This window comes from Pseudomonas quasicaspiana (assembly GCF_021147825.1).
Lineage (GTDB): Bacteria > Pseudomonadota > Gammaproteobacteria > Pseudomonadales > Pseudomonadaceae > Aquipseudomonas > Aquipseudomonas quasicaspiana.
In genome coordinates, this window is record NZ_JAGTPI010000001.1 from 134,359 (window position 1) to 147,647 (window position 13,289).

Annotated in this window: 11 protein-coding genes; 7 read left to right on the forward strand and 4 right to left on the reverse strand. The window is 57.6% G+C overall.

Annotated elements, in window-relative coordinates:
• The first annotated feature begins 134 nt into the window (after window positions 1-134).
• The 7 genes from KDX30_RS00590 (at window position 135) to KDX30_RS00620 (ending at window position 8,655) form a co-directional block, all read left to right on the forward strand.
• Complete coding sequence (locus KDX30_RS00590; protein ID WP_231674655.1) at window positions 135-1,445, forward strand: ABC transporter substrate-binding protein; 1,311 nt, start codon at window positions 135-137, stop codon at window positions 1,443-1,445.
• Between the two features lie 73 nt (window positions 1,446-1,518).
• Window positions 1,519-2,451: a carbohydrate ABC transporter permease gene (locus KDX30_RS00595; RefSeq protein ID WP_231665907.1), complete on the forward strand. Its 933-nt coding sequence runs from the start codon at window positions 1,519-1,521 to the stop codon at window positions 2,449-2,451.
• Window positions 2,452-2,461: 10 nt separating this feature from the next.
• Window positions 2,462-3,295, forward strand: coding sequence for a carbohydrate ABC transporter permease (locus KDX30_RS00600; protein WP_027899094.1), 834 nt, complete (start codon window positions 2,462-2,464; stop codon window positions 3,293-3,295).
• 280 nt (window positions 3,296-3,575) lie between these two features.
• Complete coding sequence (locus KDX30_RS00605; RefSeq protein ID WP_099268816.1) at window positions 3,576-4,679, forward strand: ABC transporter ATP-binding protein; 1,104 nt, start codon at window positions 3,576-3,578, stop codon at window positions 4,677-4,679.
• 18 nt (window positions 4,680-4,697) lie between these two features.
• Window positions 4,698-6,182 carry a mannitol dehydrogenase family protein gene (locus KDX30_RS00610; RefSeq protein WP_231674656.1) on the forward strand — a complete coding sequence of 495 codons (1,485 nt, stop codon included), beginning with the start codon at window positions 4,698-4,700 and terminating at the stop codon, window positions 6,180-6,182.
• A 7-nt stretch (window positions 6,183-6,189) separates the two neighbouring features.
• Window positions 6,190-7,671, forward strand: a complete 1,482-nt coding sequence (xylB, locus tag KDX30_RS00615; RefSeq protein WP_231674657.1) for a xylulokinase — start codon at window positions 6,190-6,192, stop codon at window positions 7,669-7,671.
• A gap of 45 nt (window positions 7,672-7,716) precedes the next feature.
• Window positions 7,717-8,655, forward strand: a complete 939-nt coding sequence (locus KDX30_RS00620) for a carbohydrate kinase family protein (RefSeq protein WP_231674658.1) — start codon at window positions 7,717-7,719, stop codon at window positions 8,653-8,655.
• Window positions 8,656-8,826: 171 nt separating this feature from the next.
• Here the strand turns inward: KDX30_RS00620 and KDX30_RS00625 are convergent, their stop codons facing one another.
• The 4 genes from KDX30_RS00625 to KDX30_RS00640 all read right to left on the reverse strand — a co-directional run bounded on the left by KDX30_RS00625 (window position 8,827) and on the right by KDX30_RS00640 (window position 13,115).
• Window positions 8,827-9,387 (reverse strand): hypothetical protein, encoded by a 561-nt coding sequence (locus KDX30_RS00625; RefSeq protein WP_231674659.1) that lies wholly within the window; start codon window positions 9,385-9,387, stop codon window positions 8,827-8,829.
• A gap of 170 nt (window positions 9,388-9,557) precedes the next feature.
• On the reverse strand, window positions 9,558-12,443 hold the full coding sequence (locus tag KDX30_RS00630; protein WP_183141569.1) for a sensor domain-containing phosphodiesterase: 2,886 nt from the start codon (window positions 12,441-12,443) through the stop codon (window positions 9,558-9,560).
• 213 nt (window positions 12,444-12,656) lie between these two features.
• Window positions 12,657-12,893: a hypothetical protein gene (locus tag KDX30_RS00635; RefSeq protein WP_099268811.1), complete on the reverse strand. Its 237-nt coding sequence runs from the start codon at window positions 12,891-12,893 to the stop codon at window positions 12,657-12,659.
• A 15-nt stretch (window positions 12,894-12,908) separates the two neighbouring features.
• The gene (locus KDX30_RS00640; RefSeq protein WP_049826797.1) at window positions 12,909-13,115 is read right to left on the reverse strand and encodes a hypothetical protein; all 207 of its coding nucleotides are present in this window, start codon (window positions 13,113-13,115) and stop codon (window positions 12,909-12,911) included.
• Window positions 13,116-13,289: the final 174 nt, after the last annotated feature.

The window sequence follows — 13,289 nt, forward strand, 5'->3', positions numbered from 1 at the left end:
GTCCAAGTGTCATGCAGGATTTGTCATCTGCGCCTGCGCCCGCTGTAATCAATCCACATCTTCCACACCTCCGGAAGACACAAAAACAATAACCGACCTTCTGCAGCTCTATGGGCGCGGAAGAGGAGTGATAAATGAAGACCTCTGCAAAAGTTCTGCTTGCCGGTACCTGTCTGGCACTCTGCGCCACCGCCTCTGCGGGCGAAGTCACAATCGCCACGGTCAACAACAGCGACATGATCCGCATGCAGCGCCTGTCGAAAACCTTCGAAGAAAAGCATCCCGACATCAAACTCAAGTGGGTCGTCCTCGAAGAGAACGTCTTGCGCCAGCGCCTGACCACAGACATCGCCACCAAAGGCGGACAGTTCGACGTGCTGACCATCGGCATGTACGAGGCGTCGCTATGGGGCGCCAAAGGCTGGCTGCAGGAGATGAAGGACCTGCCCGCCAGCTACGCGCTGGACGACGTTTTCCCGTCAGTACGCGACGGCCTGTCGGTGGACGGCAAACTGTTTGCACTGCCCTTCTATGCCGAAAGCTCGATCACCTACTACCGCACCGACCTGTTCAAGGCTGCGGGTCTGACCATGCCTGAACGTCCTACCTGGACGCAGATCGCCGAATTCGCTGACAAACTCACCGACAAGTCCAAAGAACAGTACGGTATCTGCCTGCGAGGCAAGGCCGGCTGGGGCGAGAACATGGCGCTGATCACCACCGTCGCCAACTCGTTTGGCGGGCGCTGGTTCGATGAGCAATGGAAACCGCAGTTTGATCAACCGGAATGGAAAAACGCGCTAACTTTCTACGTCGACACCATGAAGAAATCTGGCCCACCAGGCGCCTCGAGCAACGGCTTCAACGAAAACCTCGCCCTGTTCAACAGCGGCAAATGCGCCATCTGGGTCGACGCCAGCGTTGCCGGTTCCTTTGTCACCGACAAGAGCCAGAGCAAGGTCGCTGACAGCGTAGGCTTCACTTACGCCCCTCATGAAGTCACCGACAAAGGTTCGGCATGGCTGTATTCATGGGCACTGGCGATCCCGACCAGCGCAAAAAACCAGACCGACGCCAAAGCCTTTACCGAATGGGCGACCTCAAAAGAGTACGCAGCTTTGGTGGCCGAGAAAGACGGCGTGTCCAACCTACCGCCAGGGACTCGCGCCTCGACCTACACCGATGCCTACAAGAAAGCCGCGCCGTTCGCCAATATCACCCTGGAATCACTGAAGGCTGTAACGCCAAAATCGCCTACTCTCAAACCGGTGCCTTATGTAGGCATTCAACTGGTGACCATTCCTGAGTTCCAGGCCATCGGCACTTCAGTCGGTCAGCAGTTCTCCGCGGCTCTGGTAGGTACGGCAACGCCTGACGCCGCCTTGAAAAACGCGCAAAGCTCCACCGAGCGAGACATGAAGCGAGCAGGTTATCCAAAGAAATAGTCGCAGCTGACTATTAGTCGGGGCGCATGCGCCCCCGACACCCTGCTCTCCTTTTGCACCCAGGATCGCCATCATGACAACCTCAACTATCAAGCCTCAGGCCCTCACGCCTGACGATAACCCGTCAGTTAAAGGCAGCGTGACCAAACCCGGCTGGTTTCTGGTCAGCCCATCGGTCCTGCTGTTGCTGGTGTGGATGATCGTCCCGCTAGGCATGACCATCTACTTCTCGCTGATTCGTTACAACCTGCTCAACCCCGGCGAGAACGAATTCGTCGGTCTCGAAAACTTCGAATACTTCGTCACCGACAGCGGATTTCTTCCTGGCGCGACCAATACGCTGTTGCTGGTCGGCAGTGTGCTTTTGATCAGCGTGGTGTTGGGGGTGCTGATTTCTGCCCTGCTGGAAGCCAGCGAGTTTCTCGGGCGCGGCATTGTGCGGGTATTGTTGATTTCGCCGTTCTTCATCATGCCCACCGTAGGCGCGCTGATCTGGAAGAATCTGATTTTCCATCCGGTGTCCGGCATCCTCGCCTGGGTCTGGAAGCTGTTTGGTGCCCAGCCGATTGACTGGCTGGCCAATTATCCACTGCTGTCGATCATCATTATTGTCTCGTGGCAGTGGTTGCCGTTCGCCATCCTGATCCTGATGACCGCCATGCAATCGCTGGATCAGGAGCAGAAAGAAGCCGCACGGCTTGATGGTGCCGGGCCTATCGCTATTTTCTGGCATTTGACGCTGCCGCATCTGGCCCGGCCGATCGCCGTGGTGGTGATGATCGAAACCATCTTCCTGCTCTCGGTATTCGCGGAAATCTTCACCACCACCAATGGCGGTCCGGGTTTCGCATCGACCAACCTGGCGTACCTGATCTACAACCAAGCCTTGCTGCAATTCGACGTGGGCATGGCGTCCGCTGGCGGTTTGATTGCCGTGGTCATTGCCAACATTGCTGCAATCATCCTGATCCGGATGATCGGCAAAAACCTCACCGACAAGTCCTGAGGGCCGAATCATGATGACGCTCAAACAATCCCGACGCCTGCAGAGCGTGCTGCTCGGCACGCTGTGCTGGGTGATCGCCGCGCTGATCTTCTTCCCGATTTTCTGGATGGTCCTGACCAGCTTCAAGACCGAAATCGACGCGTTCGCCACGCCGCCGCAATTTATCTTTACGCCGACCCTGGAAAACTACCTGCACATCCAGGAGCGCAGTGACTACTTCCACTTCGCCTGGAACTCGGTGGTCATCTCGTTCAGCGCAACGATTCTGTGCATGCTGATCGCGGTACCTGCGGCCTACTCCATGGCTTTTTTCGAAACCAAACGGACCAAGAGCACGCTGTTGTGGATGCTGTCGACGAAGATGCTGCCCCCGGTGGGCGTGCTGATGCCGATCTACCTGCTGGCCAAGACCTTCGGCCTGCTGGACAGCCGCATTGCGCTGATTGTGATCTACACGCTGATCAACCTGCCCATCGTGGTCTGGATGATTTACACCTACTTCAAGGACATCCCCGGTGAAATCCTCGAGGCATCGCGACTGGACGGTGCCAGCACTCGCCAGGAAATCTTCAAGGTGCTGATCCCGATCTGCAAAGGCGGCCTGGCATCCACTGCGCTGTTGTCGCTGATCCTGTGCTGGAACGAAGCATTCTGGTCGCTGAACCTCACCTCGTCCAACGCTGCGCCACTGACTGCGCTGATCGCCTCCTACTCCAGCCCCGAAGGGTTGTTCTGGGCCAAGCTCTCCGCTGTCTCGACCCTGGCCTGCGCGCCGATCCTGATCTTCGGCTGGATCAGCCAGAAGCAACTGGTTCGCGGCCTGTCGTTCGGGGCTGTTAAATGATTAATCCAGAAGACACTTTATGCCCTGATGTCCCTGACACCGCGCTGTCGCGCGGCTACCGGACCTGTAGGAGCGCGCTTGCCCGCGATTCGGTCTGTGAGTTTATGAATCTACCGCCTGTGCTGACGTAATCGCGGGCAAGCGCGCTCCTACAGGTACAGGTAAAAAGCATTCCAGGTCAGGTAATTGCATTTTGTTTGATAGACGCGCAACCCGGTCGCTCCTACAAGAATAGGGTCAACCTTTTCTGAAATATTTAAGAATAAGAACGGAGGCCACCATGGCTAACCTCAGTATCAGAAATCTGCAAAAAGGCTTCGATGGTCACCAGATCATCAAAGGTATCGATCTGGACGTAAAAGACCGCGAATTCGTGGTCTTCGTGGGGCCGTCGGGCTGCGGCAAATCCACCCTGCTGCGATTGATCGCCGGGCTGGAGGATGTCACCTCCGGCACCATTGAGCTGGATGGCCGGGACATCACCCAAGTGACGCCTGCCAAGCGTGACCTGGCCATGGTCTTCCAGACCTACGCCCTGTACCCGCACATGACCGTGGGCAAGAACCTGTCTTTTGCTCTGGATCTGGCCGGTGGCGACAAAGCCGTGATCAAAAAGAAAGTCGATGAGGCAGCGCGCATCCTTGAGCTGGGTCCACTGCTGGAGCGCAAACCCAAGCAGCTGTCCGGCGGTCAACGTCAGCGGGTAGCCATTGGTCGCGCCATCGTGCGCAACCCGAAAATCTTCCTGTTCGATGAGCCCTTGTCGAACCTTGACGCCGCCCTGCGCGTGCAAACCCGTCTTGAGTTGTCGCGCCTGCACAAAGAACTGCAAGCGACGATGATTTACGTGACCCACGATCAGGTTGAAGCCATGACTCTGGCCGACAAAGTCGTGGTGCTCAATGGCGGCAAGGTCGAGCAAGTAGGCTCCCCGCTTGAGCTGTACCACCATCCGGCCAATCTGTTTGTCGCGGGTTTTCTCGGCACCCCGAAAATGGGCTTTCTCAAAGGCATGATCAGCCGCGTCGATGCAGGCGGCTGCGAAGTGACGCTCGATGCGGGCGCAGTCATTAACCTGCCGTTCGGCAGTGCACAACAGAGCGTCGGCGATCCGGTCACCCTCGGCATCCGACCGGAGCACTTGAACCTTGCCAAAGAAGGCGACTGCCAGATGCAGGTCATTGCCGACGTCAGCGAGCGTTTGGGCAGCGACACTTATTGCCACGTGCGCACCCGCTCCGGGGAAGCCTTGACCATGCGTATACGCGGGGATCTGGCCAGCCAGTATGGGGACACGCTCAATCTGCATCTGGATAGCGCTCACTGCCACTTGTTCGACGCCCAGGGTCTGGTGATTGCCAAAGCCCTGCCGGTCGCCGCCTGATACTCAGGGATCATCGCCATGAAATTGAACAAACAGAATCTGTCTCAGCTTGAGCGCAGCATCGCCCTGCCCGGCTACAACCCGCAAAGTACTACACAAGGTATTGCTCACATTGGCGTGGGTGGCTTCCATCGTGCGCATCAGGCGTTTTACACCGATGCGTTGATGAACAGCGGCGAGGGCCTGGACTGGAGCATTTGCGGTATCGGTTTGCGCCCGGAGGACCGTGGCGTGCGTGATGCACTCGCGGGTCAGGATTACCTCTACACCCTCTATGAACTGGGCGATACGCCCGACACCGAAACCCGGATCATCGCGTCCATCAGCGGCATGCTGCTGGCAGAAGACGATATCCAGACCGTCATAGACAAGCTGGCCAGCCCGCAGATTCGCATTGTTTCGCTGACCATTACCGAGGGCGGTTACTGCATTGATGACAGTAACGGCCAGTTCATGACTCACTTGCCGCAGATCCAGCATGACCTGGCGTATCCAGACGCACCGCGTACTGTCTTCGGATTGCTATGCGCAGCTTTGGCAAAACGGCGCGCTGCGGGTACACCGGCTTTTACCGTGATGTCCTGCGATAACCTGCCGCACAACGGCGCCGTCGCACGCAAGGCGCTGCTGGCGTTCGCTGCCCAGGGCAACCCGGATCTGCATGACTGGATCGCCGAACAGGTCAGCTTTCCCAATGCCATGGTCGACCGCATCACGCCGATGACCAGTACATCCCATCGCTTGAAGCTTGCCGACGAAAAAGGCATTGATGATGCGTGGCCGGTGGTCTGCGAGCCTTTTGTGCAATGGGTGCTGGAAGACAAATTTGTCGATGGTCGTCCGGCCTGGGAAAAAGTCGGCGTGCAATTCACCCACGACGTCACGCCCTACGAAGAGATGAAGATCAAGCTGCTCAATGGCAGCCACCTGGCGCTGACCTATCTGGGCGCACTCAGGGGCTATCGCTTCGTTCACGAGACCATGAATGATCCATTGTTCGTTGCCTATATCCGCGCGTACATGGATCTGGATGTCACACCGCAACTGGCTTCTGTGCCGGGAATCGACCTGGAAGGCTACAAGGACACGCTGATCGAGCGGTTTTCCAATCAGGCGATTGCGGATCAGCTGGAGCGCGTGTGCTCGGACGGGTCGTCGAAGTTTCCCAAATTCACCGTCCCCACCATCAATCAGTTAATTCTTGATCATGGCAACCTGGAGCGCGCCTCGTTAGTGGTGGCGGCCTGGGCGTTGTACCTGCAAGGCAGCGAAGGCGAAAACGGCGTGGCCTACAAGATCGTCGACCCTCGTGCGGATTTCTGTAAGGCGCTGGTGGCCGACGATGTCCTGATCGTGCAACGGTTGCTGGACGTCGAGGAGATATTCGGCACCGCCATTCCACAGTCAGCTGAATTTGTCGCGGCCTTTGAAAAGAACCTGAACAGCCTCAAGCAATTGGGCGTCAGCAAAACTCTGGAAAACCTGTTGGCCAAAACAGCCTGAGGTGCCTATGTTTCTCGGAATCGATTGCGGCACCCAAGGCACCAAGGCCATTGTCCTCGACGCCCGCACCGGTCAGGTGCTGGGCCAGGGCTCTGCGCCGCACAGCATGATCAGTGGCCATAACGGTCGCCGTGAACAGGATGTGCAGCAATGGCTGACGGCCTTCGAGCAGGCGACTGCCGAAGCGCTGCTTGAGGCGGGCATTTCCGGACAGCAGATACTCGGCATCGGCGTCTCGGGCCAGCAGCACGGCCTTGTACTCCTTGATGCCGACGGCCAGGTGCTACGCCCGGCCAAACTGTGGTGCGACACCGAAAGCACCCCGCAAAATGACCAGTTGCTGGAGTATCTCGGTGGCGAAAAGGGTTCGCTGCAGCGCCTTGGCGTTGCCATTGCACCGGGCTACACCGTATCCAAACTGCTCTGGACCAAGGAGCAGCACCCCGAACTCTTTGCCCGCATCGACAAGATTCTGCTGCCCCATGACTACCTCAATTACTGGCTGACCGGACGTTGCGCCAGCGAGTATGGCGATGCATCGGGCACCGGGTATTTCAATGTGCGCACCCGGCAGTGGGATATGGCGATCCTTGAGCACATAGATCCCAGCGGCAACCTGAGCCGGGCACTGCCCCAATTGCTGGAAGCGCACGAGCCGGTTGGCACTGTCTTGCCGGAGATTGCCCAACGTCTGGGCATCAACCCCGCCGCGGTGATTTCCAGTGGCGGCGGCGACAACATGATGGGGGCCATCGGCACAGGCAATATTCATCCCGGTGCAATCACCATGAGCCTCGGCTCGTCGGGCACCGTCTATGCCTTTGCCGATCAGGCACGCGTGAGTGAACAGGCTTCGGTGGCGACGTTCTGCTCATCCTCCGGCGGCTGGCTGCCCTTGATCTGCACCATGAACCTGACCAATGCCACAGGCGTTATTCGTGAGCTGCTGGGGCTGGATATCGCAGCCTTCAACAACGCCGTCGGTCAGGCCCCGATTGGTGCCGAGGGCGTGTCGATGCTGCCGTTTCTCAATGGCGAACGCGTGCCTGCCCTGCCCCATGCCACAGGCAGCATTCTGGGTCTGGATGCTACCAATCTGACCCAGGCCAACCTGTGTCGGGCGGTAGTAGAGGGCACCACGTTCGGTTTGCGTTACGGCCTGGATCTGTTGCGCGCCAGCGGCATCAAAAGCGCTAACATTCGGCTGATCGGCGGCGGTGCCAAGAGCGCCATCTGGCGGCAGATAGTCGCCGATATCATGGATACGCCGGTGATCTGCACCGAGCAGGCCGAAGCGGCGGCGCTGGGCGCTGCCATTCAAGCCGCCTGGTGTCACGCCAATCGGCAAGAGACAGGCGAAACGCTGGATATTCTATGTGCCCGCTGCGTGAGCCTTGATAACAGCAGTGAAACCCGTCCCGTCCCGCAGAACGTCGCCGACTATCAGCAGGTCTATGAGCGGTATCGCAATCAGTTGCAGGCGCTGTGAGCTCGCGTTCCTCGCCCGACTGACGTATTTATTTCAGGAGCACCTATGTTTCTCGTTTGTGGCGAAGCACTGTTCGACTTTTTCAGCCAGCCCGACAACAGCGGGCAGCTCAACAAACTGGGCTTTCAGGCAATTGCGGGCGGTTCACCTTTCAACGTAGCCGTGGGCCTTCGCCGCCTTGGCATCGATGCGGGACTGTTTGCCGGGCTGTCCAGTGACTATCTGGGTCAGCGCTTGCGCAGCGTGCTGGATAAAGAAGGCGTCAGGCCCGACTACCTGATCGACTTCGACGCCCCGACGACCCTTGCCATGGTGGCAGTCGGGGCAGACGGTTCACCGCACTACAGCTTTCGCGGCGAAGGCTGCGCGGATCGACAACTGCGCCTTGAACACCTGCCGGAGCTGGATGAACAGGTACGCGGGATTCATGTCGGCTCGTTCTCACTGGTGGTCCAGCCCATCGCCGACACGCTGCTGGCTTTGGTGGCGAGAGAAAGCGGCAAACGGCTGATCACCCTGGATCCGAATGTACGCCTCAACCCGGCACCGGATATCAACCGCTGGCGCGAGCAGATCAGCGCCTTTGCCGAGCACGCGCACATTATCAAGGTCAGCGACGAAGACTTGAGCCTGCTCTACCCGGACAAAGACCCACAGGTCGTCGCCCAGAGCTGGCTGAACAAGCGTTGTCAGTTGGTGGTGTTGACTCAGGGTACTCAGGGAGCAACGGTCTTTACTCGCCAGCACGGTAGCTGGTCAGTTGCTGCGCAGAAGGTTGTGACTGCTGACACGGTTGGCGCAGGCGACACTTTCCAGGCCGCGTTGATTACCTTCCTGACCGAGCGCCATCTGGATGACCCGCTCAGCTTGCCAACCCTGCGCAAGGAAACGGTGGATGAAATGCTCGGGTTCGCCGTAAAGGCAGCAGCGCTGACCTGCACCAAGGTCGGACCGGATTTGCCGTATCGGGATCAGTTGGGGTAGTAGCCTACCCTTTTGAAAGGCAAACACAGAAACTTGTGGGAGCTGAGCTTGCTCGCGATGCATGAGACGCAGCTTGAAGACATACCGCGTTATCGTTTATCGCGAGCAAGCTCAGCTCCCACAGGTCCTATGGCAATCCCACAGATCTGCGTTGCTCTTGCCAGTAATGCCTTAAACCAGCGCCAACCGGGCCGCCAGGATTTTGCTGTTTACATCAGAGGTAGTCTGTTGCTGCTGCTCTTTCAGGGCTGCCTGAAGTTTAGTGTCGACGTCCAGCTTCTGTTCAGGCGACATGGAATCGTATTCCTCCTTGCTGACACCAGTCAGTTGCTCGCGCATCTTCTCCGCGGGCGTCAAGTTCATGTAATCCGAGAACTCCTGCTGAGCAGAGGTGAACTTCGATGCCGCGTCGGCCACATCAGCTTCGCTGGTTACCGCAGAATCGCGGGCTGCAATGCTGTTGTCACTGGCTGCAGATACAAATGAAGGTGCAGCCTCATTGTCAGTATTTTGCGTAGCCGTCTTCAGGCTGAGGAGCATTTTGGCAAACGCTTCGTCATAGGCCTCATTCTGCTGACTGCCACTGTTTTGCGCGACGGGATCCACGGCCGGGACCGGGCTGGTAGCACCGGTTGGGACGGAGAACGCATCGGTTGCCACATCGTCTTGAGTCTTGCGAGCCACCGCCTGAGAAACCAGGTGATGGAGCGCACTGATACTAGCGGTAATCATGCTTACCTCCTGCTGCCTGTTGTGATGCACAACCTGAGCAGCAAGACTGATGCCATTTGACTCGTTGCTCTGGAGCGCTCGGAACGCCTGATGTCCAGACGTGCACCTCGAAGGTCGCGAGAAGAGGTACGGCAATCGGCGGCCGATTGTGGCCGAGGATTGCCGGTCAACTACCTGTCACTCAACAGCAGTTTGTCCTCGGGCAGCGGCACAGCAAAGAAGTAGCCCTGGGCCTGACCCGCACCGATCTCCCGTAACAGGTCAAGGGTGGCCTGATCTTCTACGCCCTCCGCTACAACGGTCAGATCAAGAGACTCGGCCATCCTTACAATTGCACGCACGATCGCCCGGCTGCGGGCGCTGGTGGTCAGTTCAAGGGTGAACGACTTGTCGATCTTCAGACCGCTGAAGTGATACTGATGGACGTAACTGAGGGACGAGAAACCCGCGCCAAAATCATCCAGCACCACTGACATGCCATGGTCAGCGAGCTGCTTCATCGATTGCCGGGCCAATTCCGGCTCCGCAACCAATGCGCCCTCAGTAAGCTCCAGACAAATTCGTGAAGGCGCCATTTCGTAATTTGCCAGCAGTGTCAGCACTTCACCGGCAAACTCAGGGCGGGTAATGCTGTAGCTGGAGCAGTTCACATGCACCGTAGGCCAATGCTCGTTGCCCGGCCGTGCAAGTATCTCCACGACACGCCGCAACATGTACAAGTCCAGCCGCCCTATCAGACGCAAGCCTTCCAGCGCGGGCAGGAACTGACCGGGAGCCAGAATCCTGCCATCGGGTTGGCGCCAGCGGATCAACGCCTCCAAAGCCAACAGCTTGCCGCTGTTCACGTCGATGATCGGCTGAAAATACGGAATCAGCTCGTCCTTGCGCTTGAGGGCATTACGCAATGCACCCTCGCGCTCGACCTGATCCGATACCTCGCGGCGCAACTCCTGGTTGAACACCGCATAACTGTCCCGGCCACCGTTCTTGACCCGATACATGGCCATATCAGCATCACGCAGCAAATCAGCAGGCATCTCATGAAACTGACTGTCAGCCCCGACTACGCCAATGCTGCAGGACGAAAACACCGCATGGCCGTCAATGAAGAACGGCAGATCAAAGGCTGCGAGTATTCGCTCGGCAATACCGATGGCCATATCCAGCGAAGCGCCAGCGGCCAGTACAGCAAACTCATCGCCACCCAGTCGTGCCAGTAGATCAGAATCGCGCATGCAGCCACGCAAGCGATCAGCAGCCTGAGTCAGCAACTGATCACCAAAATGATGACCCAGGCTGTCGTTGACCAGCTTGAAGCGGTCAAGGTCGATGAACATCACACCCAGATCACGACCGGTGGTGCGAAACTCGAGCCATTCCGCATGCAGGCGCTGCTGCAAATGGCTGCGGTTTGGCAAGCCTGTAAGCGAGTCATGCGAGTTCTCGTGCTGAAGTTTGGCGTTGGCGTAATCCAGCTCTCGGGTCCGGTCCTGAACACGCGCTTCGAGCCGCAGGTTGGCGGTGTGTACCGCTTCGGCAGCGCTGCGCCGGGACAGCGCGGTGTCGATGTGCCTTGAGACGAAGGTCAGCAACTCCTGATCGCGTAATGAGTAACGCACCAGCGGCGAGTAACTCTGGACGGCAAGCACACCCCGCACATCATTGCCGTCGAACAGCGGAATCCCCAGCCATGACGAGGAACGGATCCCCTCCCTCACCACATCAATCTCGCCGCTGGCTTCAAGCCTGAGGGTTTCATCCTGGTCGATCAGGCAGGCACGACGCTGACGAATCACATACTCGGTTAGGCCACGCTGACCACGCCTGGCCTGCGGACGAGTAGCCTGGCGCTCATCGACGTAGTAAGGAAAGGTCACTTCTCCCGTGGAATTGTCAAACAGTGCAATGTAGAAGTTCAAGGCGACCAGCAACTCACCTACGATCAGATGCAGGCTGTGAAACAGCTCAGCCATGTCACCAGGCTGACTGGACAATTCGGCTATCTGAAACAGCGCACTTTGCAGATGCTCGGCACGCTCACGTTCGGCCACTTCCTGACGCAGGGCGTTATTGAGGGCCGAGAGCTCCTGGGTGCGCAACATGACGGTTCGTTCGAGATCGGCGCGATGCAGGATACGATCCAGTGCCATGGCCACGTGGCGAACCACAACCAGAAACAAGGCTCGGTCCTCGGCACTGTAAACCCGGGAAACGTCGTATACCTGCATGGCCAGCATGCCGAATACTTCGTCCGAAGCATTCTTCAGCGGTGCGCCCATCCAGAACTCCGGGCGATGACCTACGCAATAGAACCGCTTTTGCAGCTGAGCCCGTTCGATACCTGCCGCGTCGACAAACAGCGGTTGTGCGCTATTCAAGACATAGCCGGTCATCGACAGCCGTGAGCGATCCAGATATTCGGACGCGTCCGACTCCAGCGCGTCGAGATCTGTGATGTCGACGTAATACGGGTAGGTAATCTTGTCGGTGTCAGAATCGTAAAGCGCGAGATACAGGTTCTCCGCATCAATCAGCGAGGCAAGCTGATGATGCACCCCCTCCAGAAAAGCGCCACGATCCCGGGTAGAACTAGCCAGATAGGTGATTTCATACAGCACCCGCTGGGTAATCTGGGCCCGAGCCAGGGCATCGGTCTGCAAGCGGTGACCCAGACGTAATGCCAGCCCGGGTAGATCTGTATCGCAGGCCTCGTTTTGCGGCGCGACCAGCCACGCCAGCACGCCCTCGCCTTTACCGGCAGCCCAACGCTGTAACCTGTATTCGCGACAGAAATCATCAAACCGGTCGTTGGCAACGCTCACAGACCAGCGCATCGGGCTTTCGCCATGCCCCAACAGATGCATAGGGTCACCGACGGCATACACCGCCCACGGCACATCCCCCATCCGATCCTTGATCGCGGCAAGTACCACTTCGATGGGTTCACCCCCGAAGTTCTCTACAGCACCCGGCGCTGCGTCGGCCAGGTATCTGCTGGCAGGATCATCGGCAACACTTGATTGAGCTCGGTCAGAGGCCAAGGGAGGAACACTCATGAAAGCTCCAAAACCAGAGACAGCAGGCGCTTATATTCGGGGCGCGTGCAAAACCGTGCAAGTGGCATATTCATATCAGGCGCAAGAAAGCCGCCAGAGGTATCGGCATGCGAATTCCAGCCTTGAATACAAACAGGTTTGAATCTCGGGAAAACTCTTTGGACGCGGCAGGATAACGTTAATCAAGCAGCCAGAAAGGTGATTGGGTAACGTTCAGGTAATAAGACGGGAGGTCACATCGGTAATACCTAGCAGCTGAGCCTGATCCAGCACCGATGCAGGGGGTGCATCGGCCGTGGGCATGATCAGGCTGTTCTCTGCATCGCCGAAGTGTAACTGCAGCAAATGCAGAGCGGCGATGTGAGCAGGCAACGACGATTGCTCAAGCTCAAGCAAATGTTCGCGCATTTGCTCTTTGAACCGGTAGGAAATGCAGTAACGATAAGTCATGCCCATTTGCCTGTGTCAGCTCAACGCATGGCCGTACATTTCGGATTTCTTGATGAAGGCGCTCCAACGACCAAAAGACAGACTTTGACGCGCAGTGGCAGCGATCCACACAGGACCTGTGGTCTGGTGTGTACCAACCATTCCCATCATGGCTGTGGTTGCGTCGTTCAATTCAAACATCAGTACGTTTGCTTGAGTGCTGAAATCGATATGCATAGTCATGGGTTAAGCCTTTTTAGCGATGGAGGCGTTTGGACAAACACCTCCTTGCACGTCATAGGACACTGCATACGCGTATATAGCGGTGAGCTTCCGATGAGCGGTCCTTAATAAACGTTTTCTATTTTACGGGTCGCAGCCGATGTTCGAGTGCAGACCCGGCCTGCAATGCTGCTT

Bases quoted from the DNA above. Each gene is read 5' to 3' on its own strand.
- KDX30_RS00590 (WP_231674655.1), top strand. From the start codon at position 135: ATGAAGACCTCTGCAAAAGTTCTGCTTGCCGGTACCTGTCTGGCACTC.
- KDX30_RS00595 (WP_231665907.1), top strand. From the start codon at position 1,519: ATGACAACCTCAACTATCAAGCCTCAGGCCCTCACGCCTGACGATAAC.
- KDX30_RS00600 (WP_027899094.1), top strand. From the start codon at position 2,462: ATGATGACGCTCAAACAATCCCGACGCCTGCAGAGCGTGCTGCTCGGC.
- KDX30_RS00605 (WP_099268816.1), top strand. From the start codon at position 3,576: ATGGCTAACCTCAGTATCAGAAATCTGCAAAAAGGCTTCGATGGTCAC.
- KDX30_RS00610 (WP_231674656.1), top strand. From the start codon at position 4,698: ATGAAATTGAACAAACAGAATCTGTCTCAGCTTGAGCGCAGCATCGCC.
- xylB (WP_231674657.1), top strand. From the start codon at position 6,190: ATGTTTCTCGGAATCGATTGCGGCACCCAAGGCACCAAGGCCATTGTC.
- KDX30_RS00620 (WP_231674658.1), top strand. From the start codon at position 7,717: ATGTTTCTCGTTTGTGGCGAAGCACTGTTCGACTTTTTCAGCCAGCCC.
- KDX30_RS00625 (WP_231674659.1), bottom strand. From the start codon at position 9,387: ATGATTACCGCTAGTATCAGTGCGCTCCATCACCTGGTTTCTCAGGCG.
- KDX30_RS00630 (WP_183141569.1), bottom strand. From the start codon at position 12,443: ATGAGTGTTCCTCCCTTGGCCTCTGACCGAGCTCAATCAAGTGTTGCC.
- KDX30_RS00635 (WP_099268811.1), bottom strand. From the start codon at position 12,893: ATGACTTATCGTTACTGCATTTCCTACCGGTTCAAAGAGCAAATGCGC.
- KDX30_RS00640 (WP_049826797.1), bottom strand. From the start codon at position 13,115: ATGACTATGCATATCGATTTCAGCACTCAAGCAAACGTACTGATGTTT.